This is a genomic window from Streptomyces sp. NPDC054770, assembly GCF_053611985.1.
In genome coordinates this window covers 40404-65942 of record NZ_JBSHBL010000033.1, presented here as the reverse complement: position 1 = coordinate 65942, position 25539 = coordinate 40404, and the positions used below count along the sequence as shown (strand labels likewise).

Genomic DNA, 25539 nt, shown 5'->3' with positions numbered 1-25539 from the left:
GTCAGGTGTGGATCGCGTACAGGAAGTCGTCCAGGCTGCCCACGTAGACGGTCCCGTCCGCCACCACGGGCGTCGAATGCACCTTCCCGCCGGTCTCCAGACGCCAGCGTTCCTCACCCGTGGCCGCGTCGACCGCCCAGAGCGACTTGTCCTCGCTGCCGATGTACACGGTGCCTTCCGCCACCGCCGGCGACGACTGGTATGCGGCTCCGGTCTCCTGCTTCCAGCGCTCCTCCCCTGTGGCGGCGTCGACGGCCCACAGGTGCCAGCCGTTGCTGCCCATGTACACGGTCCCGCCGACGACCGCGGGCGTGGACCACGTCGACTCGCCGAAGGGCCGCTCCCAGCGCTTCTCGCCGCCGGCGGCGTCCAGCGCGATCAGGCCACTGTCACCGCCGATGTAGACGGTGCCGTCGGCCACCACCGGTGAGGCGTGCGGTGAGGAGCGGGTTTTCACCTGCCAGAGCCTGCTTCCCGTGGCGGCGTCCACCGCCCACAAGGAGTCGCGAGGGAAGGAGACGTAGACCCGGCCCTCGGCCACCGCGGGGGAACTGAAGTCCTCGTAGGAGCGTGGACGGCGCGGCCTGAGCCGCTGCTTCCACCGCTTGCGGCCGGTGGCCGCGTCCACCGCCCAGAGGACTCCGCCGCCGGCCGTGTACACCGTGCCGTCGGCCACCGCCGGTCGCGGATCTCGCGCGTAGCCGGTTGCACACTTCCACAGCCTGCGGCCGGTGGCCGCGTCCACGGCCCACAGATGCCTCCCGTCGGCGATGTACAGGGTGCCGTCGGCGACCACCGGTGACGTGTCGAGCAGGTGAGCGGATTCCATGCGCCACTGTTCGCGGCCCGTGGCGGCGTCCAGCGCCAGCAGGGCATGGGCGGTGGTCTGGTACACGACGCCGTGCGCCACGGCAGGGGTGCGGTAACCGGCGCCCGGGGCCCGTACCCGCCAGCGTACGGTGCCGCCGATCGGGCCGGAGCCTGCCGGAGCGGATCCCGGGCGGGGGCTTGTCCGCATCGGCCGGGGGGATGTGGCGCGGTGGTCCTCGGCGGGCGCTTCGCCGGGCCGGTGAGCCCGTACGGCGTAGAGGTGCTCGTCGAGGCTGTCGACGTACACCGTGCCGCCGCTCACCAGCGGCGTGGAGTGCACCGGCTTGGTGGTCCTGACCTTCCACCGTGCCTCGCCCGTGGCGGCGTCCACCGCCCACAGGCGCCCGTCGTGGCTGCCCGCGTACACCGTGCCGTCGGCGACAGCCGGCGTCGCGTGGATCTCGCCGCGGGTCTTCAGCCGCCACCTTTCCCGTCCGGTTTCGGTGTCCACCGCGATCAGGTACCAGCCGCGGACACCGGCGACGGCGATGCCCTCGGCCACCGCGGGGCTCGCCCACACCACCCCTGCGGTGGACAGCCGCCAGCGCTCCTGGCCCGTCGCCGCGTCCATCGCGACGAGGCCTTCGTCATTGCCGACGTACACGCCTGCGCCGGCCACCGTCGGCGTCTGTCGGACGCCCCCGTGCGGAAAGACGTCCCACCGCCTGCTTCCGGTGGCCGCGTCCAGGGCCAGCACATGCCCGCCCACGGCCGCGTACAGGACGCCTTGGGCCACTGCCGGCGGTGGATTGTGGGACGTGCGATAGTCCGCCACCTTGACTTTCCACACCGGCCGGCCGGTGAGCCCGTCCACCGCCCACATCCTGCCGTCGTGCGAAGCGGCGTACACGAAGTGGTCCGCCACCGCCGGCATCGACATCTTCGACCGGCGTGATCTCCACTTCCACCGCACGTCGCCGGTCGCGGCGTCCACCGCCGTCAGAGACCCGGCACTGTCGGCGAAGTACACAACGCCGGTGTCGGCCACCGGCGATGCCTCGATCGGGGAGTCGTTGCCCAGGGTCCAGCGTCGCTGTCCGGTGTTCGCGTCGATCGCCACCAGATCGAAGTAGTCCTCAAGGACATAGACGGTGCCGTCGGCCATCGCCGGCATCCGGTAGAGCAGGCCCCCGCCGGGTACCCTCCACAGCGTTCTGTCTCCGACGTCGACACCAGCCATCGCTTTCCCCCTCCCCGCACAGCACCGTTCGCCTTGTGGCGTTCGCCTGACGCCCTGTGGGCGGCCATACGGCGGAAGCCGACAACGCACCGAACCCTGACATGTCGCGTTTGCGGAGCGCAACCGTGAATTGCCCTGGTCCCGCGGCCCGTTGGCCACGCCCGGCCGGGTCGCGGCCGAACGCGTTCACTGCCTGGTGACCGGGAGGCCGAGGACCCCGCGGTCGTGTCCGACGATCAGGTCCGCACCCGCGGTGGCCAGACAGGTGAGCGTCACATCCAGGGCGATGTGCCGCACCGTGCCGGTGTCCGGTTCCCATACCCGCAGTCGGTGACCGTGCCGAGTGCCGGTGACCAGGACCGTGCGGCCGTCGTGCAGGGTGGTGGCCGTGATGACCGGCAGGCCGGCGGTGCCTGTGGAGACGGGCAGAGCATCGCCGATCGGGGCACCGGTGGCGAGATCCCACAGCATGACCACGCCGTGGTTGTCCGCCGTGGCCAGGACGGCTCGGTCGGGTGTGGGCACAGCCGCCGCGACCGCCACCCGGTGGTCGGCGTCGGCGAGCGCACGTGCGCTCAGCTGCACGGCCGCGCCCGGTTCCCAGGGGTCGTCGACGGCCGGATCCCACACGTGCAGGCGGCCCGCGGTGTCCGAGGCCGCGATCAGCGTGTGGCCGGCGGAGATCGGGACGGCGGCGATCGACTGGATCGGACTGCCATAGGGGTTGAGGCGCCCGACGCACTCACCGGTGTCCGGGTCCCACAGCCGGACCGCGCCGCGGGGGGTGGCGGTGACGAGCAGGGTGCGGCCGTCGGGGACGGTCGCGGCACACATTCCGGTCACCCCGCCGGGCCAGTCGCCGGCCGGTTCGCGCACCGGCTGCCCGGTGACGGGGTTCCACACGGCGATCGTCCCGCAGTCGCCTCCGCTCGCCAGAAGGACGCGGCCGTCGGGCATGGGCAGGGCCGTCATCGAGCGGATACGGTCACGGTGTCCTGGCAGCGGGGCATGGACGAGTCGGCCGTCGGCCACGTCCCACAGGCACACCACGCCCTTGTCCCCGGCGCCGGCCACGAGCGTCGGCCGACCGGGGCCGGACACCACCGTCAGTGAGTCGACACCCCAGTCGACGCCCCCGAGTGAACCGGGCGCGGAATCGGAGAACACCGATATACGGCCCCAGGGCGTGCCGTCGGCCGCGAGCACCACGTTCTCGTCCTGCCGGAACCGAGTCGCCGCTTCACCCGTTCGTCCGGCCGCCGCCGGCTCCACCAGGGCGGCCGGCCCGTCGGAGTCCGTCCACGCCCGGGTCGGACGGTGCCGGGGGCGCGCACCGTCCGGGTCGTCCGCCAGTCCGTCGGCGATTGTCCACGTCTGCTCGCAGTCCCAGCAGCGGAAGTGTCCGGTGAGCGACATCAGTTGGCGGGCCTCATCCCTTGCGGCCCGTTGCGGGGTGCCCCTGACCGCGGCCAGGCCGGCGACCAGGCACAGGACGGCCTCCCCCGGCGTTTCGGGGGGTATCCCTGCCAGCGCGACTTCGCGTGCCACCCGCAGGAAGGGCTCCCACTCCTCCCCCAGTGCCTCCTCCCGCAACGCCGCGGAGACCTCGCCCCAGGGATGCCCTTCCTGCCGGGCCCGGGCGGGATCAGGCAGCCCCGGAGCCTCGAAAGGCGGACGTGCCGGAGCCGCGAAGAACTCGGGGATCTCGGTGTCGCTCCCGCACCCGGGGCACACCAGCAGGAGACCGCTCTCCCGGAGATCGAGGAGCCGCGTCAGCGCCTCGCCCGTGTGGTGGCCGGCGAAGGCCGCACAGGAGAGCACGAGGAGGGCGCAGACCTCTGCGGAGGTGTCGGCGGCAAGGAGGCTTCGGACAGCCGCCCGCTCGGCCAGACGCAGCGCGGCGGCGAACCCCGCCGCGAGATCGGCCGGGACGGGGGGCCGGTGATCGGCGGTCACGATGAATCCGATGTCCACCCAGAAGTCCACGGTCTGTCCCGGAGGCAGGGCCGCTGCCGCCTCGACCAGATGCGGCAGCGCCGCATAGGCCCCGTCGGCGACGATTCCGTCGTCCATCAGGCCGCCGGTCAGGTCCGTCCAGGTCTGCCGCCATTCTTCGCCGAAGCCGCTCTCGGTGGCGGCCGCGGCGGCCAACTGCTCCAGGAGTGCTTCCACCTCCCCGGCTTTCACACCGTCGAGGCCGCTCCAACGAGGGCTGTGCAAGGGCAGCTTCGGAATCATGGAACGAGTCTCGCAGTCAGCACTGACAGTCGGGGTCCTGGTGTCCGGCAGCCCTTTCCCTCGCCTCGGATCAGCTCGTCATCCGGTCGGCGACCACGGCCACCGAACGGGGCACGATCCGCTCCAGGTCCGGCAGCACAGGGGCCCAGCCGCCGAGAACCACGGCCTGCGCGGCGAGCCTGCGGGCGTCGGACGGCTCCGACAGCTCCATGAGCGCGGTCAGTGCGCGGGCTCGTGTCGCGCGGTAGGCGATCGAGCGGACGAGGGTCCCGGCCCGGCCCGGATCGCCGTGCCGGGCCGTCTCCCGGACGACCGCGACCAGTGCCTCGCCCTGTGCCCAGCGGTCGTCGATCGAGTGGACGAGGGCCTCGGCCCGGCCCGGATCGCCGCGCCGGGCCAGCTCCCGGACCACTTCGATCAGCGCCCTGTCTTGTGCCCGGCGGTCGGTGATCGCGTGGGCGAGAGCCTCGGCCCCGCCGGTGTCGCCGGAGCGGGCCAGTTCCCCGGCGACCTCTGCCTGCCGCGCCACGGACAGGTCGGGGTCGAGCCGGTCGGCGAGGGCCAGGGCCCGCTCGACCTGCCCGTGCCGGGCCAGCAGGAGTGTCACGGACCTCAGCAGAATGTCGTGATCGCGGCCGTCGCCGGTCTCAAGCAGTGTCTCGGCCCGGTCGGCCAGAGCCAGGGCCACGTCCCGGTCGGCGGTTTCGGCGACCGCGTCCAGCACACAGGCCAGGTCCCAGGCGTCGAGCGGGGATCCGGGGGAGAACGGGCGAGCGGCGGTGAACGGTCCGGGGTCCGGGTCTCCGTCCGGGAGCATGTCCTGGTCGGCGGCTTCGCCGAGGGCCCACCCGCATGCCGTGCCCCCGGCCCCGACGGCGGGTCCGGGCGGGCGCAGGAGAGCGTCGAGCCGGTCAAGGTCTCCGTTGAGCGCCTCGCGGGCCAGCACCACCGCCAGGGGCCGCGGCCTGGACCACCCTGTGGAGTTCCGGGTGCCGTCCGCCAGGCGGTCGGCGAGCGCGGCCGCCCGGTCATGGTCGCCGGTGGCGACGGCCACCTCCGCGAGGAGGGCGAGCACCTGTTCCGTCCCGTCTACGGGGTACGAACTCACCTCGTCGTCGGCGCGAGCGGCGAACCGGCGCGCCTCGCCGATGTCGCCGCTGTCCGCCACCGCCTTGGCCAGCAGGGCCCAGGCCCGCCCCCAGTTGTGCGGGTAGCGGATGCCTTCCGCCAGAGCGACAGCCCGGGCGCGTTCACCGGCACGGGCCCACGCCGGCACGAGGGCGACCAGTGCCTGGTCCCGCAGCTGCCGCAGGGGAATCGACTCGGCCAGCGCCTGAGCGCCGCACAGGTCTCCGGCACCCGCCGCGGCCTGCACCAGCTCCACCAGCTCCGTACCCTGCTGGAGCTCGTCACTGATCGTGTGCGCCAGTTCGGCCGCGCGGACGAGGTGGCCGGTGCGGGCGAGCGCCCTCGGGAACCACCCGCCGGTGAGAACGGTGCCCGGGTCCCTGCCCGCCGACAGCCGCAGAAGGGCCAGCAGGCAGGGCTCGTACCCCCCTTGCGCGATGTCGCTTCGCGCGTCGTTCTCCGGTGCCGGGCCGCGGCGTCGCTCCCGTTCCCGCGTCATGAAAAGCTCCGGCCCCCACTGGGCCAGCCCCTCCGGCATGCCTGGTGCCCCCTTGGTGAAGCTCCCCCGGCCGCGCACCCGCGCAGGCGGCCCAACAATACGGGCGGCCAACTGGCAGTGGTTGCCGACGAGTCGGTGACCGGCATACGGACCGGGGCGGGAGAGGGCTCAGGGGCGTGGCACGAAGTGGACCAGGATGCGGCCCGTGTTGGCCGTGTCGATCTCCACGTGGTCGTACAGCTTCCTGATGTGCTTCTGGCCGAGGAACGCGAGGACGCGCCCCTTGAGCTGTCCGGTGCCCTTGCCGTGAATGATCTGCACGACGGGCTCCCCCGTGCGTTTCGCCTGGAAGACGATCTGCCGCAGCGAGAGTTCGATGTCGCGGTTGTTCCGGAAGATCGGGTGCAGGTCCAATGTCAGCAAGGTGCCACCTCCGGCTGCCGCCCCCTGTGGCGACCCGGTCCGAGTGTGCCACGTGACGGGCCTCGGCGTGCGGGTCGTCATGGCCGCCGGTCGCCTCAGCTCTGCGGGCGGACGAGCCGCTCGTCCGGGATCACGGCGACGCCGAGGATCTCGATCATCGCCTCGGGCTGCCAGAGGGCGGTCGTGCCGATGCCCGCCATCGCCGGGTAGACCGGGCCGGCGAGTTCGCGCCAGACCTTGCCGATCTCCTTGCCGTGCGCCTGGTAGTCGGGGATGTCGGTGAGGAAGAGCGTGATGCTCACCAGGTCCTCGGGGATCCCGCCGGCGGCGCGCAGTGTGGCGAGCACGTTGCCGAAGGCCTGCCGGAACTGCTCGACGATGCCACCGGGGACGATCCGCATCTGCTCGTCGAGCGCCGTCTGTCCGCCGAGATGGAGCGTGTTGCCGCTCAGGGTGCCGTGCGAGTAGCCGCTCGGCGCGGGGAGCGAGGGCGGGTTCACCGGGGTCGGAGTCATGGCGCGTACCTCCTGGGACTGGGTGGATGCAGGCAGCGTAACCCATCTATTGACGTTTTTCGACGGTCGTGAAAATCTCGCTATATCGCCGCCCCGAGGTCCCAGGGAGAACTCCGATGAAGCTCGCCACCGTGGCCCACGACGGCCGTACGTCGGCCGCCGTCCTCGATGACGGCGGCTGGCGGGCGCTGCCGGCCGACGACCTCTCCGCACTGCTGGCCTCCACGGCGCCCGACCGCCTCGCGGAGCTGGCCGGGGCACGGCTGCCCGGCGCGGTCCCGGTGCTGCCGCTGCCGTCGCCCCGCAAGGTCGTCTGCTGCGGACTGAACTACGCCGACCACATCACCGAGATGGGCCGCGAGCTGCCGGCCCACCCCACGCTCTTCGCCAAGTACGCCGACACGCTGACCGGCCCCGAGGACGACCTGGTCCTGCCCAAGGGCCTCGACGTGGACTGGGAGGCCGAGCTCGCGGTCGTCGTCGGCGCCGAGCTCTCCGGCGCGGACCGGGAGACGGCCGGACGGTCCGTCGCGGGTTACACGGTGGCCAACGACGTCAGCGTGCGGGACTGGCAGCGGCGCACCCTGCAGTGGTTCCAGGGCAAGGCCTGGGACCGGACCACACCGCTCGGCCCGGTGGTCGTCACCCCCGACGAGCTCGACCCGGTCCGGGGTGTCGAGGTGATCTGCCGCGTCAACGGCACCGAACGCCAGCGCGGCAACACCCGCACCCTCGTGTTCGACGCGGCCACGCTGCTGGCCTACGTCTCCGCGTTCACGGTCCTGCGTCCGGGCGACATCGTCCTGACCGGCACCCCCGGCGGTGTCGGGATGGGTATGACTCCGCCGGTCTTCCTCGCCGACGGCGATCTCCTGGAGACCGAGATCCCCGGCATCGGCACCCTCCGCAACCGTCTCCGCCTCACCGACACCAGGAGCTGAGCATGGAACCCGATTTCTCCAAGTACGTCCTGGAAGGCGACAACTCCGGGTACGCCGACGCGTCCGGCCTGGTCGTCCCGGTCGTGACCCGTGGCGGCCTGGAGGCCGGCGCCACCGGCCAGTCGGCCGGCGCGACCCGGATCTCCGGTGTCTCCATCCAGCACACCCCGGCCACCAGGCTCTGGTTCGGCAAGGTCAGCAACGAGCCCGGCTACCGCTCGGTGACCCACCACCACGGCGAGGCCGAGACCGGCGGCTACGTGCTGTCGGGCCGGGCCCGGATCTACTTCGGCGCGAAGTTCGAGGACTACGTGGACATGGAGGAGGGCGACTGGGTCTTCGTCCCGCCGTTCATGCCGCACATCGAGTGCAACCTCTCCCGGTCCAAGCCGCTGACGTGGATGACCACCCGGACGCCGGAGAACATCGTCGTCAACCTGCCCGACGTCCCGGACGCCGAGCTGCGCGACTGGCTGAACCGATGAACGGCACGCCGACCGCCCCGACCTCCGCGGTCCTCACCGCGGCCCTCACCCTCAAGCCGGCCCAGCCCGAGCACTTCGACCTGGCCTTCACCGCCACCACCCAGCCCTGTCCCTGGCCGAAGGCGTACGGCGGCGACATGGTCGCCCAGGCGGCCGCCGCCGCCATGCGGTCGGTCGAGGGCAAGACGCTGCACTCGATGCACTCCTACTTCCTGCGGCCGGTCGACATCGGCGCCGAGGTCCGTTACGAGGTGGAGCTGCTGCGCGACGGCCGCGGCTACGCCACCCGGCAGGTCCGCGGCTTCCAGAACGGCAAACCCGTCTACGTCTGCCTGGCCAACTTCGCGGCGGGCGAGCCGGGTTCGGCCGCGTTCGCGACACCTCCGCCCGGCGGTGTGCCGGAACCCGGCGCGCTGCCCAGCTCCGCGTCGTACCTCTCCGGCACCGGTCCGCAGGCTCCCCGGGGCACGATGACCGACGAGTCGCAGGCGTACTGGAGCGGCGGCCGCAGCTTCGACATGCGGCACGTGCCCGGCCCCGTCTACCTCACCGTCGAGGGCGAGCGCCTTCCCCAACAGGCCGTGTGGGTAAGGCCGTTCGACCGGCTCAGGTCGGTCGACGGGCTGACCGACGCACAGCGCGACCTCGCCGCGCTCGCCTACGTCTGCGACTACACGATCCTCGAACCCGTCCTGCGGGTGCTCGGCCTCGCCTGGGCCGATCCGGGACTGGTCACCGCCAGCCTCGACCACGCCATGTGGTTCCACCGGCCCGGCCCGGTCGACGGCTGGCTCCTCTACGCCCAGGAGGCCGTCGCCGCCGAGTCCGGCCGCGGTCTCGCCACCGGCAGGTTCTTCACCGCCGACGGGGTCCACCTGGCCACCGTCGTCCAGGAAGGCCTGATCCGCTCCACCTCCTGAACTCCTGCCCTCTGCACGGCCCGCACCCGGTGCACGGGACCCCGGCAGCCCCCGCAGAAAGGAATTCCCATGGCTCTGTCGCCGTCCGCCTACCCGGACACCTTCGCCCGCGACCACCTCCCGCCGCACCGGCTGTGGCCGGTCATCGAGTTCACCACGGACGAACTCCAGTACCCCGAGCGCCTCAACGCCGCCGCCGAGATCATCGACGTGCCCACCGCCGCCCTCGGCCCCGACCGCCCCGCCCTGCGCACCCCGGACGGCGAGGTGTGGACCTACGGCGAACTGCTGCGCCGCGCCAACCAGATCGCCCATGTGCTCACCGACGACCTCGGCCTGACGCCCGGCAACCGGGTGCTGCTGCGCTCCCCCAACAACCCCTGGACGGTCGCGGCCTGGCTCGGCGTGCTCAAGGCCGGCGGCATCGTCGTGACGACCATGGCGGCCCTGCGCGCCCGTGAGCTCACCCCGATCGTGGCGAAGACCCGGCCGGCCGTCGCCCTGGTCGACCACCGGTTCACCGAGGACGTCGCGGCCGTCCGCGACACCACCGCGCCGGACCTCACGATAGTGGCGTACGGCGGTGACGCACCCGACGACCTGACCCGCAGGGCGGCGGCGAAGCCGGCGGAGTTCACCGCGGTGGACACCGCCGCCGACGACGTCGCCCTGTTCGGGCCCACGTCCGGCAGCACCGGCGTACCGAAGATCACCACCCACTTCCACCGGGACATCCTGTCCATCGACAACACCTTCGGCCGGCACGTCCTGCGGCTGCGGCCGGACGACCTGGTCGCCTGCACCGCGCCGTTCGCGTTCACCTTCGGCCTCGGCATCCTCGTCGTCTGCGCCCTGCGGGCCGGCGCCTGCGCGCTGCTGACCGAGGCCGTCGCACCGGAGCCGCTCGCCGAACTCGTCGCCGGGGCCGGGGTCACCGTCCTCGCCACCGCGCCGACGGCGTACAAGCAGATCCTCAAGGCGGGCAAGGCCGACCGGCTGCGCGGCCTGCGCACCGCGGTCAGCGCCGGGGAGCACATAGCGGACGAGGTGTGGCAGCGGCTGCACGCCGACACCGGGATCAAGGTCATCGACGGCATCGGGGCCACCGAGATGATCCACATCTTCATCTCCGCCGCCGGTGACGACATCCGCCCCGGAGCGACCGGACGGCCGGTACCCGGCTACCGCGCCACCGTCCTCGGCCCCGACGGCGAGGAGGTCGGCCCCGGTGTCGAGGGGCGGCTGGCCGTGATCGGTCCGGTCGGCTGCCGCTACCTCGACGACCGGCGCCAGGAGGACTACGTGGTCAACGGCTGGAACGTCACGGGTGACACCTATGTCCGCGACGAGGACGGCTACTTCTACTACCGCACCCGTACCGACAACATGATCGTCTCCTCCGGCTACAACATCGGTGGCCCCGAGGTGGAGGCCGCGATCGACACCCACCCGGACGTCGTCGAGTGCGCGGTGGTCGCCAAGCCCGACCCCGAACGCGGCTCGGTCGTCTGCGCCTTCGTCGTGCTGCGCGAGGGGGTCACCGGCGACGACGCCAAGGCCAAGGACATCCAGGACTACGTCAAGACCCAGCTGGCGCCCTACAAGTACCCGCGCGCGGTGCGCTTCACCGACGCCCTGCCCCGCAACACCAGCGGAAAGCTCCAGCACTACCTGCTGCGCCGCCTGATCGAGAAGGAGAACCAGGCATGAGGATCGCGATCGTGGGCGGCGGCCCGGGCGGGCTCTACTTCGCCGCACTGACCAAACAGCTCAGCCCCGCCCACGAGATCACCGTCTGGGAGCGCAACGCGCCCGACGACACCTTCGGCTTCGGGGTGGTCTTCTCCGACGAGACCCTCGGGGGGATCGAGAACGCCGACACCGTCGTCCACGAGGCGATGGAGAGCCGCTTCGCCCGGTGGACCGACATCGACATCGAGTTCGACGGGCACCCGTTCACCGTCGGCGGCCAGGGCTTCGCGGCCATGGCCCGCAAGGACCTGCTGCACATCCTCCAGGAGCGGGTCGCGGAGCTCGGTGTCACGGTGCACTACCGGACCCTCGCCCCCGACGTGGACGAGCTGCGTCAGACCCACGACCTCGTCATCGCGGCGGACGGTCTCAACTCGGCCGTACGGACCAAGTACGCCGACGCATTCGGCCCGACGCTGGACCCGCGGGCGAACAAGTACATGTGGCTGGGCACCGACCGGGTCTTCGAGGCCTTCCAGTTCTTCGTCAAGCAGACGGAGTTCGGGACCATGCAGATCCACGGGTACCCGTACTCCGACGGCGGCTCGACCTTCATCGTCGAGATGGCGGAGGACGTGTGGCGCCGGGCCGGCTTCGACGCGAGCGAGGGCGAGGAGTTCCCGCCCGGTGTCTCCGACGAGCGGTCGGTCGCCCGCGTCCGTGAGATCTTCGCCGCGGAACTGGCCGGTCACGAACTCCTCACCAACAACTCCAAGTGGCTCAACTTCACCACCGTCCGCAACCGGCACTGGCACCACCACAACGTGGTGCTGCTCGGCGACGCCGCCCACACCGCGCACTTCTCGATCGGCTCCGGTACCAAGCTGGCGATGGAGGACGCCCTGGCGCTCGCCGCGTGCCTGCACGAACACCCCACCGTGGACGAGGCGTTGACGGCGTACGAGACCGAGCGCCGGCCCGTGGTGGAGTCCACCCAGCGGGCCGCCCAGGCCTCCCTGGAGTGGTTCGAGAACATCGGCAGGTACGCCGGTCAGGACCCCGCGCAGTTCTGCTTCAACCTGCTCACCCGCTCCCGCCGGATCACCTTCGACAACCTCCGGTCCCGCGACCCCGGCTTCGCCGAGCTGATCGAGCGCGGCTTCGCCGAGGCGCAGGGGCTGCCGGAGCCGGCCCCGGCGATGTTCCAGCCGTTCTCGATCGGCGGCCTGGAGCTGAAGAACCGGATCGTGGTCTCCCCGATGGACATGTACTCGGCGGTGGACGGCATGCCGGGCGACTTCCACCTGGTCCACCTGGGCTCCAAGGCGCTCGGCGGGGCGGGCCTCGTGATGACGGAGATGGTCTGCGTCTCGCCCGAGGCCCGGATCACCCCCGGCTGCACCGGCCTGTGGAACGACGCCCAGCGCGACGCCTGGGCCCGGGTCACCGCCTTCGTCCACGACCGCAGCACGGCACGGATCGGCCTCCAGCTCGGCCACGCCGGCCGCAAGGGCTCGACCAGGCTGATGTGGGAGGGCATGGACGAGCCGCTCGCCGAGGGCAACTGGGAGGTCGTCGGCCCCTCCGCGCTCCCGTACGGCGCCGGCTGCCACGTGCCCCGGGAGATGACCCGGCAGGACATGGACGCGGTCGTCGCCGACTTCGCGGCGGCGGCGCGCAGGGCCGCGGCGGCGGGCTTCGACCTGCTCGAAGTGCACGCGGCCCACGGCTACCTGCTCTCCTCCTTCCTCTCCCCGCTCGCGAACCACCGCACGGACGAGTACGGCGGCGACCTGGCGAACCGCCTGCGCTTCCCCCTGGAGGTGTTCGACGCGGTCCGCGCCGCCTTCCCGGCCGACCGTCCGGTCACGGTCCGGATCTCGGCGACCGACTGGGTCCCCGACGGCAACACCGAGCACGACGCGGTCGAGATCGCGCGTGCCTTCGTCGCCCACGGGGCGGCGGCCGTCGACGTGTCGTCCGGCCAGGTCACCAAGGACGAGAAGCCCGCGTTCGGGCGCTCCTACCAGACCCCGTTCGCCGACCGGATCCGCCACGAGGTCGCCGCCCCGGCGGGGGCGGCCGTGATCGCGGTCGGTGCGATCTCGTCGTACGACGACGTCAACTCGATCCTGCTGGCCGGGCGCGCCGACCTGTGCGCGCTGGGCCGTACCCACCTCTACAACCCGCAGTGGACCCTCCAGGCGGCCGCCGAGCAGGAGTACCGCGGGTCCGGCGCCGAGTGGCCGGTGCAGTTCGCCGCCGGGCGCCGCAAGCCGCCGACGTCACGGACGGACGCGGTCCGGCCGCGCCTGGCGCTGCTGCGCGAGACCGCCCAGGACACGGTTCACCTGCGGTGGACGCCCGGCCGGACGCCGGCCTGAGCCGCCGGTCCGGCGGCTGGCGCCCGCGGGGCGGCTCCTGGAGAGCCGGTGGACCGGTCGGCGTGCGGTGTCGGGACAATCGTGGTCATGACCGACCGAATGTCCGATGCCGAGAACCGACTGACCCGGATCGAGGGGCTGCTGGAGAGCGGCGAGCACGAAGTGGTGCCCGCGTGGCGCCGGGCGACGCAGGGCGAGCCGCGGTGGGCGGTGACCGCCGTGATCGGGGTGGCGATCGCGCTCCAGCTGATGCTGCCGCACCGGCTCGCCTTCCAGCCGTTCTGGGCCCTGCCGGTCCTGGAGGCGGCGCTGCTGGCCGGCCTGATCGCCGGCAACCCCCGGCGGGTCGAGCCCAGCACCCGGTGGCTGCGGCTGCTGGGGCTGGTGCTGATGGGGGTGATCAGCCTGGCCAACGGCTGGGCGGCGGTCCGGCTGGTGGCGGGGCTGGTGAACGGCACCGAGGGCAGCGACGCCGGGCCGCTGCTGCTGACCGGCGGCGGCATCTGGCTGACGAACGTCATCGTGTTCGCCCTCTGGTACTGGGAGTGGGACCGCGGCGGGCCGATGGCACGGGTCCTCGGCCGGCACCAGTTCGCGGACTTCCTCTTCGTGCAGATGCAGAGTCCGGAGACCGCGCCGCCGGACTGGGAGCCGGGCTTCCTCGACTACCTGTACCTGTCCTTCACCAACTCCACCGCCTTCAGCCCGACCGACGTGATGCCGTTGTCGCACTGGGCCAAGATGCTGATGATGGTGCAGTCCTCGGTCTCTCTGGTGACGGTGGTCCTGGTGGTGGCGCGGGCCGTCAACATCCTGCACTGACGGCACTGACGGCCGGGCTGCCTTAGGTTCGTCTCCATGAGCGAAGACTCCCTGCGCCTGGTCACGGTCGAGCGCACCGGCACCGGCCGCTTCACGGCCACCAACGCCCGTGGCGGCACGATCGACTTCGGCACCGGCGACGGCACGGAATTCACCCCGGTCGAGCTGCTGCTCGCCGCGATCGGGGGCTGTACCGCGGCCGACGTCGACGTCGCCACCGCCCGCCACGCGGAGCCGGTCACCTTCACCGTCACCGTCAGCGGCGACAAGGTCACCGACGAGGGCGGCAACCGGCTGACGGACCTCGCGGTCGCCTTCTCCGTCGCCTTCCCGGAGGGCGCGGCCGGCGACCGGGCCCGCACGATCCTGCCCCGGGCGGTCGCCGTCTCCCACGACCGGCTGTGCACGGTCAGCCGCACGATCGAGGCCGGGACGCCGGTCGCCGTGTCGGTCGAGGACGCCTGACGTCCGTCGCGGTACGGGCCCGGGCTGCGTGGCGGTGACAAGCGGGGCGCCGGGCGCTGCGCTGTTGTGAGCAGTTCCTGAAAGCTCCTGCTCAGCGGGCCTACGGTCCGGCCATGAGGACTACTCGCAACACAGGAAGGACATGGCGCGGCGCCGCGCTGGCGGTGCTGCTGGCCGCGGGGTCGCTCGCCGCGGTGGCCCCGCAGGCCCAGGGAGCGGACGCCCGGACCGAGACACCCGTGGCGTCGACGCATCCGGCCGACGGTGTGGCCGAGTCGGTGGTACGGGTGAAGGTGCCGTTGCCGCAGTCGTTCGGGACCCGTCCGGCGGCCTGCGACTGGCTGTCGTACCTGCGCTACCGCGCCGCCGACGGGCCGAGCCGGTCGGCCGACGCCGACCGGATCCTGGTGGCCCAGCCGGGCATCCTGGAGGGCGCCGGGGCGTTCGACAGCGTCGCCCGCGACACCGTCGCGCGGGCCGCCGCGCAGGGGCAGCACATCGAGTTCTGGGCCCTGGACCGGCGCTCCGACTGCCTGGAGGACCACACCGGCATCGAGTCGGGCGACGAGCACACCGCCGTCGACTACTACTACCGCGGCCGGGAGGTCGCCGGCCGCACCTTCGCCGGGTTCGTCGGCAACGACCAGCAGGGCTGGATGGCGAAGCTCGGCATCGAGCAGACCGTCCGGGACGAGTACGACCTGCTCACCGCCGAGTTGCCCGACCAGGGGCTGCGCAGGCGCAAGGTGCTGTGCGGCGGGCACTCGCTGGGCGGGGTGATCACCGGGTACTTCGCGGCCGCCGACTTCGACGGCGACCCCGCCACCACGGCGGACGCCGGGGAGAACCAGTGCGCCGGGTACTTCGCCCTGGACACCACGGTCTCCACCTCGCTGGCCGACCTGAGCGGCAGCATTCCCGACGACACCGACCTGCCGGACGTCGGCCTCGGTTACGCGGCCGTGCAGGCGGGCCTGGACAGCGGCCTGCTGTCCCGCTCGCTGTCCGCGCCCGTGCTGCTCAACCCCGAGACCATGACCCTGCTCGCCATCGCCGGCGTGGGGGCCCTGCAGGCTCCGGACGCCGAGTCCGACCTGCCCTCCTACCTCCCCTCCGACGTCGACATCGAGGCCACCAACAGGTTCCTGTTCTCCAAGGACACCGCCACGTTCCTCACCGGCTCCCCCGCGGTGAAGGACTTCCGGCTCACCGGCGACGCCGTGCTCGGAGCACTCATGGACGACGACTCCGTACCGCTGGCGTTCCTGCAGAGCAGCGTGGGCTTCTTCGACGGCGGCCCGATCACCGACAAGAACTTCCCTGCCGCCAACGGGAGTTCGCAGCCGACGCAGCTGTTCGGCGTGGAGTACAAGGCCATTCCGGCACAGCCGCACGGGCCCCTGTACACCTGGCGCGACTACGACCGGGTGGGCGCCGCCGACGACCCGGGGTACCGGTCGGCCGACCGCACACCGTTCACCGACGCCTCGAAGGAGGTCACCGACATCAGGGAGCTGGCCCGGAGCCTGGCGGAGCAGCCGCTGGACTTCACCGAGCAGTACTTCCCGACCAAGCTGGTCACCGACCTCGAACTGGCCGACTCGCCGCAGGTGAAGCAGCTCCTCGTGCACCCCGAGGGGCTGACCGCCGATCCGACGCTCACGGTGCTGGCCGGCGACGGACTGCTGGCCGGGCGGATCCCGGCCGGCCTGCATCCGGTGGTCGCCGCCGGGTACCAGCACCTCGACGTGCTGACCGCGGCGCCCGTGCAGAACAACGGCCTGCCCGAACCCGTCTCCACCAGCCTCGCGGCGTTCGCGCGGACTCCGCAGTAGCCGTCTCCGCACGGCAGGAGGGCCCGGGAGATCCTCCCGGGCCCTTCGCGGCGTGGTGATGCGGTACGGCTCAGACCTTGCCGGCGGCGAACGTGGCCGCCGCGTCGGCGTCGGACGTGTAGCCGAGGTGGGCCAGTACGTCGTCCCCGCCGTTCTGGCAGACGGGGTCACCGGTGGCGCAGAAGTCGATGGTGCGGCTCTGGTAGGTGCCGGTGATGCTCTTGCCGAGGGCTCGGATCGGGTTGCCGAACTGCAGCACCGCGGCGACCCTCGGCTCGACCGCGGCCGGGATGGTCGCCACGATGGGGCTGCCGACCAGGGCTCCGGCGCTGCTGACTCCCACCGAGTTGTCGACGACGTTCGCACCCTGCGAGTAACCGACCAGAATGAAACGCTGGGCGGGGCAGGCGGCCGCCTGCGCGGTGACGTGGTTCACCAGATCCGCGTTTCCCTGCGCGGCCGATGTCAGGGAAAGGTCCGCGGGATAGTCCACGGCATAACTGGAGAGGTTCTTGCCGGTCAGTTTCTTCTGCAGCGCCGAATACACCGGGTCGCCCACGATCAGGCCGAGGGTGCCCGGTTCGAAGGTGCCGCGGGCCGCCACGACGTCGATGTCCGAGCAGGTGGCGGCCGATGCCGTGGGCGTCGAGAGAGCGGTCAGTCCGGCCCCGCCGACCAGGGAGAGGGCGGCGAGACACAAGCGGATACGCATGGGGGATCCTTTGCGGGTCGGGCGCATTTGGCGCCTGCGGAAAAGGACGTTCCCGAAGGTATTCGCGTTTCCTGACGGGGTGTTATGGACGGTTATTCAGAAATCCGCCGGATTTTTGACCTGTGGTGAGTGGGACCTGGTTCTGCCCGAGGCGCAGCGAGAAGCGCAGGGAAAGGATCAGATCCAGGCGGGCGTCGGGGTCGTGGAGGCGGTCGCCGAAGAGTTTCTCCAGCTGGCGCAGGCGGTAGCGGACCGTCTGGGGGTGGATGTGGAGGCGGGCGGCGACGTCGGGGACGTTGCCGCCGCTCAGCAGCCAGGTCAGCAGGGTCTCGGCCAGCCGGGGGCGCTGGCCCTCGGAGACGGCGTCCAGCGGGGCGAGGACCCGGGACTCCAGCCGGGCGAGCAGCGGCTCGTCGCTGTGCAGGAGCAGGGTCGACAGGTGGTCGGCGCAGCGGACCACGCCCTGCCGGGGCAGGATCCCGCGGCCCATCAGGCCGAGGGCCCGGGTGGCCCAGCGCAGCGACTGCGCGGCCTCGGTGACCGGGACCGTCGGGCCGATCGCCGCCGGGCGGCCCTGCAGGCCGAGCAGGAGGGAACGGCCGCCGAACCGGCCGGCGCCCTCCGGGTCGGGGACCAGGACGCGCGGGGGCCGGGAGTCCATGTCCACGAGGGCCCCGGGCATCGCCGGCGGCCGCTCCTCGGCCCGCGGATCCGCCGCCAGGGCGACCACGGCGACCTGTTTCGGCACCCGCCAGCGCGCGCCGTGCGCCAGGTCCTGCACGGCCTCGGGGGCCACCGGTCCCTCCTCAAGGAGCAGAGCGAGCAGCCGCCTGCGCCGCCGCTCCAGCTCGTCCGTGCTGTGCGACCTGGCCTCCGCGTAACCGGCGGCGGCCGCCTCGGCGACCTCGTGCACCGTCCGGAAGGCCAGTTCACCGAGCGCGGCCACGATCGTCGAGTCCAGGCCGAGCTGCTCGGCCGTGCGCCCCATCAGCCGCCAGGCGTGCAGGCCGCCCACCCGTAACGCGGACTGCAACGCGTCGAGGCCGCGGCCCGCCAGCGCCTCGCCGCGCCCGAGTTCGTAGTACGTGGCGGCGATCGCGTCGCCCTGGCCGCGCGGGTCGGCGATGTGGTCGACGAACAGGGTGAGCGCCTGCACCACCCCGGCCCTGAGGTTGCGCCCGTACGCCTCGTCGGCCGGCCGGGCGTACTCGGGGACCTGCCGGCGCACCTCCGCCTCCACCTCGTCCGCGACCCCCTCCAGCTGGGCGCGCAGCAGTTCGGCGAGCTCGGGCGGGACCGGGGCGGTGACCGCGGCGGTTCCGGGTTCGGTGGGCATGCCGCGTGGGGTGGGGACGGCCACGGCGGACACTCCTTTCACCCGGAGGCGGCTCCCCCATGGGCCGTTGCCCGTGGGGCGAGAGGGACGCCCCGGGTTGGACGGGCGTCCCCTCCGCTCCGTTCCGTGCCCTGGCTGCGCGGACGTCACTCCGGCACTCCCAGCGCACCGGCGAGCATCGGCCACGAGGCGGTGAACTCCTGTTTCCAGTAGTCCCAGCTGTGTCCGCCGCCCGCGTAGAAGTGGGTGGTGGCCGGAATGCCGAGGAGGGCGAGGGCGGTGGTGAAGCTGTGCGCGCAGGGCCACAGCAGGCCTTCCAGGACCCCGGCCGACCAGTCGCCGACGGCACCGCCGCCGATCCCGCTGCCCTGGGACACGTACAGGGGTGTGCCGCGCAGTCCGGTGGCGCGGGCCCGCGGGTCGAAGTCCTGCCAGACGAGGGCGTTCAGGAGCGGGTTGCCCCAGAGGGAGTCGGGCAGCAGGCTCTCGCGGGCCACGATGGCGCCCACGAGGGTGGGCACGCCGGCCGCCGTGGTGTCGAGGATGCCGCTGTAGGAGGCGGCCGCGGTGAACGCGCCCGGGTGGCGGGCCGCGTGCGCCATCGCCCCGTAGCCGCCCGTGGAGACCCCGGCCACCGCCCGTACCCCGGACGCCCGGTAGTCGCGGGCGAGCAGCGCGGGGACCTCCTGGAGCTGGAAGGTCTCGTAGTCGGGGCCGCCGCGCCAGGCGCTGGGGATGCCCGTGGGGCCCGCGTCCGGCATCGCCACGATCAGGTCCCGGCCCTCGGTGAAGGTCTCGATGTCCGTCTCCCGGGTCCAGGACGTGTAGTCGTCGTGGGCGCCGTGCAGGAGGTACAGGACGGGGTAGGTCCGGGTGGTCTGCGTGCCGAAGTCCGACGGGAGGACGAGCCGGACCGGTGCGCTGCGGCCCAGCGCGGACGACGTGACGGACACGTCGAAGGTGCGCGGCCCGACCTGGGTGGCGGCCCGGGCGCGGCCCGCGGCGGCCGTGGCGCCGAACAGGGCGGCCAGGCCGGTGGCCGCCACGGCCCTGGCGGCGGCGCGTCGGGAGATTCCGGCGGCGCGTCGCGGGATCCCGGTGGTGCGCCGGGGGATTCCGGCGGCGCGCCGCGGGATTCCGGCGGAGTGGTGCGGCATGGCGGCTCCTCAGTCCGGTTGTGGGGGTCCGTCCGGCGCGGCGAGCAGCCGCCGCAGCCGGGCGGCGATCTCGTCGACGTGCGGCGGGTCGAGCAGGGACAGGTGGTGTCCGGGGACCGGTACGACCTCCAGCCGCGGGCACACCTCGTCCCAGCCGAGGGTGTCGTCGTCCCGTTCGTAGGCCGGGTCGCGCACGGTGTGCGGGGCGGGTTCGGTGGCCCGGAAGAGGACGACCCGGCCGTCGTGGCGGCCCGGACGGTGCGCCTCGCCGATCCTCAGGTCCAGGTAGGAGGCGCGCTGGTGGGCCAGCGCGGCGGGCGGCAGCACCGCGGCCTCCCGCAGGGCGCGCAGCACGCGGTCGATGCGCTCGCCGTCGTCGGCCGTGGCCACGAGGTCGTCGTACGGCAGATCGAGCCGGACTCCGTAGGTGTCGGCGATGTGCCGGGCGAAGCCGAGGAGATGGGCGCGGACACGGTCGGCCTCGGTGGTGCCGGGTCTCGGGAGCGGGCGTACGGAGTCGATGAGCACGACCAGTTCCACGTCCCGTCCGGCGGCGGTGAGCTGCCGTGCCGTCTCCTGGGCGAGGAAGCCGCCGAAGGACCAGCCGCCCAGCACGCACGGCCCGTCGGGGTGGGCGGCGTTGATCGCCTCGGCGTAGCGGCGGGCCTTCTCCGGCACGGTACGGGAGTCCTCCAGCCGCTCCAGTCCGTACACCGGGCGGTCGCTGCCACCAGGCTGCTCGGTGAGCCGTTCGGCGAGTGCGCGGTAGACGGTGGTGGGGCTGCCGGCCGCGTGGCACAGGAACAGGGGCGGCCGGGTGCCGGTGGTGCGGTGCAGCGGCCGCAGCGGGGTGGGCCCGACCGGCGCCGACTGCCGGATGCGGGCGGCCGCCTCGCCGACGGTCGTGGCGGCGAGGAGGTCGCGCAGGGGCAGCTCGGTCCCGGACTCCCGTTCCAGGGCGGTGCGGATGCGGGTCGCCATCAGGGAGTCCAGACCCAGGTCGGCCAGTGCGGTGCCGGGTGTGATGCGGGCGGCCGGATGGCCGGTGACGGCGGCGATGTGGCGGCGCAGGCGGGCGACGGCCGAGGTGCCGTCGAGCGAGGTGTCCTCGACCGAAGCGCCCGCGGCCGAAGCATCCTCGGCAGGAGCGTCCGTGGCAGGAGCCGGCCCGGGCTCGTCCCACCGCGCCGGCCCCGAGCCGGTGGGGCGGCCGTCCGTCCACCAGTACCGGGTGTGCCGCCAGCGTGGTGCGGGCAGGTCGACCACCCGGCCGGGCGGCATCACCAGGGGCAGTCCCGCCGTGTACAGGGCGCCCAACTGCTTCAGGAACGCGGCGGATCCGTCGGCGTCGCGGTGCAGCGTGCCCACCGCGAGGGCGCCGGGCACGTTGTCGGTCACGGCCCGGGTCAGCACCGGGTGGGGCGAGATCTCCACGAAGGCGGTGTGCCCGTCGGCCGCGGCCGCTGCCAGGGCCCGGTCCAGGCGCACCGGCCGGCGCAGGTTGGCGGCCCAGTGGGCGGCGTCGAACGCGCTGTCGCCGCGGGGGTCGTCCAGGACCGTGGAGTAGACGGGCACCCGGGGCGGCCGCCCGCGGACGTCCGACAGGGCCTCGGTCAGCTCCGGCAGCAGCGGGTCAACCCGCGGCGAGTGTCCGGCACCGACGACCCGCATGGCCCGCACGGCGCGGCCCTGTTCCTCCAGCAGGCGCACCAGCGGGGCGACCGCCGCCTCGTCCCCGGTGACGACCTTCTGCCGGGGCGAGGAGTGCACCGCGACCTGGACGCCGGGGAAGTCCCGTTCCAGCATGGGCAATTCGTCGTCGGTCAGGTCGGCCACCGCCATCGCGCCGCCCCGCAGCCCGCCGAGCAGCCGGGCCCGTACGGCGATGACCCGCGCCGCCTCCGGCACGTCGAGGGCGCCCGCGCACACGGCCGCGGCCACCTCGCCCATGGAGTGTCCGATGACGGCGACCGGCTCGCCCGCATACCAGCGCCACAGCTCGGCGAGCGCCAACTGGATGCCGAAAAGCGCAGGTTGGGCCACCTCCAGCCGGTCGAGCGCGCGTCCGGAGACGAGCTGTTCGTGGAGGGAGAAGCCGCATGCGGCGGCGAGCGGTGCGTCGAGCCGCTCGACGGCGGCGGCGAAGGCCGGTTCCTCGGCGAGCAGTCCGCGTGCCATGCCGGGCCACTGACCGCCGTAGCCGGAGAACACCCATACCGGCCCGCGTCCGACGCGGTCGCGGTCGCCGGTCAGTACGCTCGCGTGCGGGAGTCCGCCGCCCAACGCGCCCATCGCGTCGGCCAGTTCGTCGTGGTCGTGGGCGATGACCGCGGCGCGCACCGGCCCGCGCCCGGTACGGCCCGCGAGGGTGCGCGCCACATCGGCCGGGCGGGTCCGGCCGCCCTCGGGGGACCGGAGCCACCCGGCCAGCCGGCCCGCGGTGTCCCGGACCCGCTCGGTGTCGGCGTCGGACAGGAGGTAGAGGCGGGCGGCCGGTTCGGGCCCGGTCGGCGGCGGGGTGCCGGGGCGCCGCTCCGCCAGTACGGCATGGGCGTTGGTGCCGGCGAACCCGAAGCCCGAGACACCTGCGGTGGCCGTGCCGCCGTAGCGGGGCCAGGGCTCGGGCTCGGTCACCACCCGCAGCCGTACGTCCTTGAGCGCGCTGCCGTCGGCGCAGTGCAGCGACGGCGGAATGCTGTCGTGGTGCAGGGCGAGCACCGTCTTCACCAGGCCGGCCAGGCCGGCGGCGGATTCCAGATGGCCCAGGTTGCCCTTCACCGAGCCGAGCAGCAGCGGCTGTTCGGGATCTCGGTGCGCGCCCAGCACGGCGTCGAGTGCCGCCGCCTCGATGGGGTCGCCGAGCGGGGTGCCGGTGCCGTGCGCCTCGACGTGGTCGATGCGGGCCGGGTCCAGACCGGCGCGTGCGTAGGCGGTGGTCAACAGGGCTTGCTGGGCGCCGGGGTTGGGGGCCAGGAGGCCGTTGGAACGGCCGTCGGAGTTGACGGCGGTGGCCCGGACCACGGCGAGCACCCGGTCGCCGTCCCGTTCGGCGTCGGAGAGCCGTTTCAGCAGGACGGCCGCACAGCCCTCGCCGCGCCCGATGCCGTCGGCCGCCCGGGCGAACGGCTTGCAGCGGCCGTCCGGCGCGAGCGCTCCGGCCCGTCCGAACGCGACGCCGACGGCGGGCGACAGCAGTACGTTGACCCCGGCGGCGATCGCCGTGTCGCACTCGCCGGTGCGCAGAGCGGCGCAGGCCTGGTGCAGGGCGACCAGCGACGACGAACAGGCCGTGTCGACGGCGAGGGCCGGTCCATGAGTGTCCAGGACGTACGCCAGCCGGCCCGCGGTCACGCTCAGCGCCGCGCCCGCCGGGGCCCAGGGGTCCACGGCGGCCGGGTCGGCGCCGGTGAGCTGCCCGTACTCCGGGGCGGACACGCCGACGTAGATCCCGGTGGCCGTACCGGCGAGGGCGGTGACCGGGACGGCGGCGTGGTCGAGCGTCTCCTGGACGACCTCCAGCAGGATCCGCTGCTGGGGGTCGAGCACGGCGGCCTCGCGCGGTGTGATGCGGAAGAAGGCGGCGTCGAACCCCGCGATGTCGTCGAGAAAGCCGCCGGACGCGGGCGCGTCCGCGGGCGCGAAGGCGGTGACATCGCGCCACCGGTCCGCGGGGACGCGGCCGATCGCGTCGACGCCGTCGCGCAGCAGCCGCCAGTAGTCGGCGGGCCCGTGCACGCCGCCGGGCAGCCGGCACCCGACGCCGATGACCGCGACCGGTTCGGCCGTCGCAGCCGGTTCGGCGGGCTCGGCGGGCTCGGCGGGCTCGGCGGGCTCTTCGAGCAGCGGCGGCGCGGGCGCTGGGATGTGCTGCGCGGCGGTGTCGCACAGGTACGCCACCAGCGCGTCCCCGGTCGGCGCTTCCCACAGCAGGGTCGCCGGAAGCTCGCGCCCCGTCAGCCGGGACAGCTCCCCGGCCAGCACGACCGCGTCCCGGGAGGACATGCCGAGGTCGGCCAGCGGCAGGTCCATCGGCACGTCGGCGGGGGCGGTGCCGTGCCAGGCGGCCGCCCGTTCCGCGACCAGACGGCGTACCGCGGCCGCGTCCACGGCCGTCATGCCACCGTCTCCGGCGCGTAGGCCCCCGCCAGGTACCGGGCCCGGGTCAGCGCCCGTGACACCTTGCCGCTGGAGGTCCGGGGGACCGTGCCCGGGGCGACCAGGACGACGTCGGCCAGCCGCAGTCCGTGCCGGGCGGAGACGGCCGCGCGCACGGCCCGCACCAGGGCCGGTACGTCGATCTCGCCGAGGCCCGTGGTCCGCGCGTGCTCGGCCACGACCACCACCTCCTCCCCCGCGCGGCCCGGCACCCCGAAGGCGGCGAGCCGGTCGCGCCGCACGGCCGGGTGCGCGTTCTGGGCGGTGGCCTCAACGTCCTGCGGGTAGTGGTTGCGGCCGTCGACCACGATGAGGTCCTTGAGGCGGCCCGTGACGATCAGCTCGCCGTCCAGCACCGTCCCCAGGTCGCCGGTACGCAGCCAGCCGCCCGGCGCCGCCGCCTCCGCGCCCGCGCCGTCGCCCTCGCTGAGGGTGGCGCCGAAGACGCGCATGGTCTGTGCCGCGTTGTTCCAGTAGCCACGCCCCACGTTGGGCCCCTGCACCCAGATCTCGCCGACCTCACCGTCCGCCAGGACGGCTCGGGAGGCCGTGTCGACGATGCGGACGCGCTGTTCGACGGGGGTGCCGCAGCCGGCCAGGAGCACGGCCGCGGGGTCGTCGGGCCGCGCGGGCAGTGCCTTGCCGGCGGCCAGCGCGTCCCGGTCGAGGGCGAACCGGGCGATCGGCTCGCCCGGCCGGGCGGCGCTGACGAAGACGGTGGCCTCGGCGAGCCCGTACGACGGACAGTGGGCCTCCGCGGCGAGCCCCTGCCCGGCGAACGCGGCGTGGAAGCGGTCGGCGGTGCCCGGCCGTACCGGTTCGCTGCCGTTGATCAGCGCGGCGACACCGTCCAGCCGCAGCTCCGCCTTCTGCGCGTCGGTGACGGCGGCGGCGCAGTAGTCGTAGGCGAAGTTGGGCGCCGCGCTCAGCGCACGCGGATGGGCGGCCAGCAGCCGCAGCCAGCGCGCCGGCTCGTGCAGGAACGCCGCCGGGTCCATGAGGACCGACAGCAGACCCCGCACGACCGGCGCCGCGACGCTCAGCACCAGTCCCATGTCGTGGTAGAGCGGCAGCCAGCCCACGCAGGTCACCGGCTGTGTGTCGGCGCCGTAGGCGGTCAGCGCCTGGCGGGCGTTGGCGACCACGTTGGCGTGGGTGATCTCCACGCCCGCCGGGGTGCGGGTGGAGCCGGAGGTGTACTGGAGGTAGGCGGTGGACTCGGGCGCGGGCGCCGGCCGGTCGCGGGCGCCGGTGTCGGGGATCCGGTCCGCCACGACGGCCGGGACCCGCACGCGCTCGCAGAGGTCCCGGACCTCCACCGCGACCCGGGCCGTGGTGACGACGGCCGCGGGCCGCGCGTCGGCCAGCACCGCCACGAGCCGGTCACCGTGCCCGGGCAGGCCCGGCGGATACAGGGGTACGGCCACCAGTCCGGCGGTGAGGGCCGCCAGGAACCCGGTGACGTAGTCCGTGCCCTGGGGACACAGCAGCGCGACCCGGTCGCCCGGCTCCGCCACTTCGGCGAGCCGGGCGGCCAGCGCCCGCACCCGCAGGTCCAGGTGCTGCCAGGTGAGGGTGCGGTGCACGCCGCGCGCGTGCGGGGCGGGGTGGTCGACGAAGCTGAACGCCCGGCGGTCGGGGGTGGTTTCGGCCCAGTGCCGCACGTACTCGGGCAGGGTCCGGTACGTGGGCGCGAGCGGGGGGCGGCGGCTGTCCATGCGGGCGTGGCTCCTCACATCGCGGGTTCGGCTGACGAGCGGGACGAGCTGTGTGCGCAGGGAG

The 25539-nt window shown here is 73.4% G+C and carries 18 protein-coding genes; 8 read left to right on the top strand and 10 right to left on the bottom strand.

Annotated elements, in window-relative coordinates; all coding sequences use genetic code 11:
- Position 1: 1 nt before the first annotated feature.
- From ACWGKQ_RS26775 to ACWGKQ_RS26755, 5 genes are all read right to left on the bottom strand, one after another.
- The gene (locus ACWGKQ_RS26775; RefSeq protein WP_453294497.1) at positions 2–2050 is read right to left on the bottom strand and encodes an outer membrane protein assembly factor BamB family protein; all 2049 of its coding nucleotides are present in this window, start codon (positions 2048–2050) and stop codon (positions 2–4) included.
- Positions 2051–2236: 186 nt separating this feature from the next.
- Complete coding sequence (locus ACWGKQ_RS26770) at positions 2237–4288, bottom strand: WD40 repeat domain-containing protein (protein WP_453294496.1); 2052 nt, start codon at positions 4286–4288, stop codon at positions 2237–2239.
- A 70-nt stretch (positions 4289–4358) separates the two neighbouring features.
- A complete protein-coding gene (locus tag ACWGKQ_RS26765; RefSeq protein ID WP_453294495.1) occupies positions 4359–5954 on the bottom strand; it encodes a hypothetical protein in 1596 nt (531 codons plus the stop codon).
- 129 nt (positions 5955–6083) lie between these two features.
- Positions 6084–6338: a Smr/MutS family protein gene (locus ACWGKQ_RS26760; RefSeq protein ID WP_453294494.1), complete on the bottom strand. Its 255-nt coding sequence runs from the start codon at positions 6336–6338 to the stop codon at positions 6084–6086.
- A 95-nt stretch (positions 6339–6433) separates the two neighbouring features.
- Positions 6434–6853, bottom strand: a complete 420-nt coding sequence (locus ACWGKQ_RS26755) for a RidA family protein (protein ID WP_453294493.1) — start codon at positions 6851–6853, stop codon at positions 6434–6436.
- A gap of 116 nt (positions 6854–6969) precedes the next feature.
- Between ACWGKQ_RS26755 and ACWGKQ_RS26750 the strand changes: the two genes are divergently transcribed.
- The 8 genes from ACWGKQ_RS26750 to ACWGKQ_RS26715 all read left to right on the top strand — a co-directional run bounded on the left by ACWGKQ_RS26750 (position 6970) and on the right by ACWGKQ_RS26715 (position 16397).
- Entirely contained in the window at positions 6970–7794 is an 825-nt protein-coding gene (locus ACWGKQ_RS26750) for a fumarylacetoacetate hydrolase family protein (RefSeq protein WP_453294492.1), read from the top strand.
- Positions 7795–7796: 2 nt separating this feature from the next.
- Positions 7797–8279: a cupin domain-containing protein gene (locus tag ACWGKQ_RS26745; RefSeq protein WP_453294491.1), complete on the top strand. Its 483-nt coding sequence runs from the start codon at positions 7797–7799 to the stop codon at positions 8277–8279.
- Complete coding sequence (locus ACWGKQ_RS26740) at positions 8276–9199, top strand: acyl-CoA thioesterase (RefSeq protein WP_453294490.1); 924 nt, start codon at positions 8276–8278, stop codon at positions 9197–9199. The genes ACWGKQ_RS26745 and ACWGKQ_RS26740 overlap by 4 nt, the downstream gene beginning before the upstream one ends.
- Before the next feature lie 69 nt (positions 9200–9268).
- Positions 9269–10909, top strand: coding sequence for an AMP-binding protein (locus tag ACWGKQ_RS26735; protein WP_453294489.1), 1641 nt, complete (start codon positions 9269–9271; stop codon positions 10907–10909).
- Positions 10906–13275 carry a bifunctional salicylyl-CoA 5-hydroxylase/oxidoreductase gene (locus ACWGKQ_RS26730; RefSeq protein WP_453294488.1) on the top strand — a complete coding sequence of 790 codons (2370 nt, stop codon included), beginning with the start codon at positions 10906–10908 and terminating at the stop codon, positions 13273–13275. Before ACWGKQ_RS26735 ends, ACWGKQ_RS26730 begins: the two co-directional genes overlap by 4 nt.
- An 87-nt stretch (positions 13276–13362) precedes the next feature.
- Positions 13363–14097 carry a hypothetical protein gene (locus tag ACWGKQ_RS26725; RefSeq protein WP_453294487.1) on the top strand — a complete coding sequence of 245 codons (735 nt, stop codon included), beginning with the start codon at positions 13363–13365 and terminating at the stop codon, positions 14095–14097.
- A gap of 36 nt (positions 14098–14133) precedes the next feature.
- A complete protein-coding gene (locus ACWGKQ_RS26720) occupies positions 14134–14562 on the top strand; it encodes an OsmC family protein (RefSeq protein WP_453294486.1) in 429 nt (142 codons plus the stop codon).
- Between the two features lie 113 nt (positions 14563–14675).
- Positions 14676–16397 carry a hypothetical protein gene (locus ACWGKQ_RS26715; protein WP_453294485.1) on the top strand — a complete coding sequence of 574 codons (1722 nt, stop codon included), beginning with the start codon at positions 14676–14678 and terminating at the stop codon, positions 16395–16397.
- A gap of 70 nt (positions 16398–16467) precedes the next feature.
- On the opposite strand, the gene ACWGKQ_RS26710 is transcribed toward ACWGKQ_RS26715, so the two are convergent.
- From ACWGKQ_RS26710 to ACWGKQ_RS26690, 5 genes are all read right to left on the bottom strand, one after another.
- Positions 16468–17109: a cutinase family protein gene (locus ACWGKQ_RS26710; RefSeq protein WP_453294484.1), complete on the bottom strand. Its 642-nt coding sequence runs from the start codon at positions 17107–17109 to the stop codon at positions 16468–16470.
- An 82-nt stretch (positions 17110–17191) separates the two neighbouring features.
- Positions 17192–18469: a PucR family transcriptional regulator gene (locus ACWGKQ_RS26705; protein ID WP_453294483.1), complete on the bottom strand. Its 1278-nt coding sequence runs from the start codon at positions 18467–18469 to the stop codon at positions 17192–17194.
- 122 nt (positions 18470–18591) lie between these two features.
- Positions 18592–19602 carry an alpha/beta hydrolase gene (locus tag ACWGKQ_RS26700; RefSeq protein ID WP_453294482.1) on the bottom strand — a complete coding sequence of 337 codons (1011 nt, stop codon included), beginning with the start codon at positions 19600–19602 and terminating at the stop codon, positions 18592–18594.
- A 9-nt stretch (positions 19603–19611) separates the two neighbouring features.
- On the bottom strand, positions 19612–23718 hold the full coding sequence (locus ACWGKQ_RS26695) for a beta-ketoacyl synthase N-terminal-like domain-containing protein (RefSeq protein WP_453294481.1): 4107 nt from the start codon (positions 23716–23718) through the stop codon (positions 19612–19614).
- The gene (locus ACWGKQ_RS26690; protein WP_453294480.1) at positions 23715–25475 is read right to left on the bottom strand and encodes a fatty acyl-AMP ligase; all 1761 of its coding nucleotides are present in this window, start codon (positions 25473–25475) and stop codon (positions 23715–23717) included. The genes ACWGKQ_RS26695 and ACWGKQ_RS26690 overlap by 4 nt, the downstream gene beginning before the upstream one ends.
- Between the last annotated feature and the right edge of the window lie 64 nt (positions 25476–25539).

Coding starts and splice junctions, on each gene's coding strand:
- ACWGKQ_RS26765 (WP_453294495.1), bottom strand. CDS start 5,954: ATGCCGGAGGGGCTGGCCCAGTGGGGGCCGGAGCTTTTCATGACGCGG.
- ACWGKQ_RS26745 (WP_453294491.1), top strand. CDS start 7,797: ATGGAACCCGATTTCTCCAAGTACGTCCTGGAAGGCGACAACTCCGGG.
- ACWGKQ_RS26715 (WP_453294485.1), top strand. CDS start 14,676: ATGAGGACTACTCGCAACACAGGAAGGACATGGCGCGGCGCCGCGCTG.
- ACWGKQ_RS26730 (WP_453294488.1), top strand. CDS start 10,906: ATGAGGATCGCGATCGTGGGCGGCGGCCCGGGCGGGCTCTACTTCGCC.
- ACWGKQ_RS26775 (WP_453294497.1), bottom strand. CDS start 2,050: ATGGCTGGTGTCGACGTCGGAGACAGAACGCTGTGGAGGGTACCCGGC.
- ACWGKQ_RS26695 (WP_453294481.1), bottom strand. CDS start 23,718: ATGACGGCCGTGGACGCGGCCGCGGTACGCCGTCTGGTCGCGGAACGG.
- ACWGKQ_RS26740 (WP_453294490.1), top strand. CDS start 8,276: ATGAACGGCACGCCGACCGCCCCGACCTCCGCGGTCCTCACCGCGGCC.
- ACWGKQ_RS26750 (WP_453294492.1), top strand. CDS start 6,970: ATGAAGCTCGCCACCGTGGCCCACGACGGCCGTACGTCGGCCGCCGTC.
- ACWGKQ_RS26700 (WP_453294482.1), bottom strand. CDS start 19,602: ATGCCGCACCACTCCGCCGGAATCCCGCGGCGCGCCGCCGGAATCCCC.
- ACWGKQ_RS26725 (WP_453294487.1), top strand. CDS start 13,363: ATGACCGACCGAATGTCCGATGCCGAGAACCGACTGACCCGGATCGAG.
- ACWGKQ_RS26720 (WP_453294486.1), top strand. CDS start 14,134: ATGAGCGAAGACTCCCTGCGCCTGGTCACGGTCGAGCGCACCGGCACC.
- ACWGKQ_RS26755 (WP_453294493.1), bottom strand. CDS start 6,853: ATGACTCCGACCCCGGTGAACCCGCCCTCGCTCCCCGCGCCGAGCGGC.
- ACWGKQ_RS26710 (WP_453294484.1), bottom strand. CDS start 17,109: ATGCGTATCCGCTTGTGTCTCGCCGCCCTCTCCCTGGTCGGCGGGGCC.
- ACWGKQ_RS26735 (WP_453294489.1), top strand. CDS start 9,269: ATGGCTCTGTCGCCGTCCGCCTACCCGGACACCTTCGCCCGCGACCAC.
- ACWGKQ_RS26690 (WP_453294480.1), bottom strand. CDS start 25,475: ATGGACAGCCGCCGCCCCCCGCTCGCGCCCACGTACCGGACCCTGCCC.
- ACWGKQ_RS26770 (WP_453294496.1), bottom strand. CDS start 4,288: ATGATTCCGAAGCTGCCCTTGCACAGCCCTCGTTGGAGCGGCCTCGAC.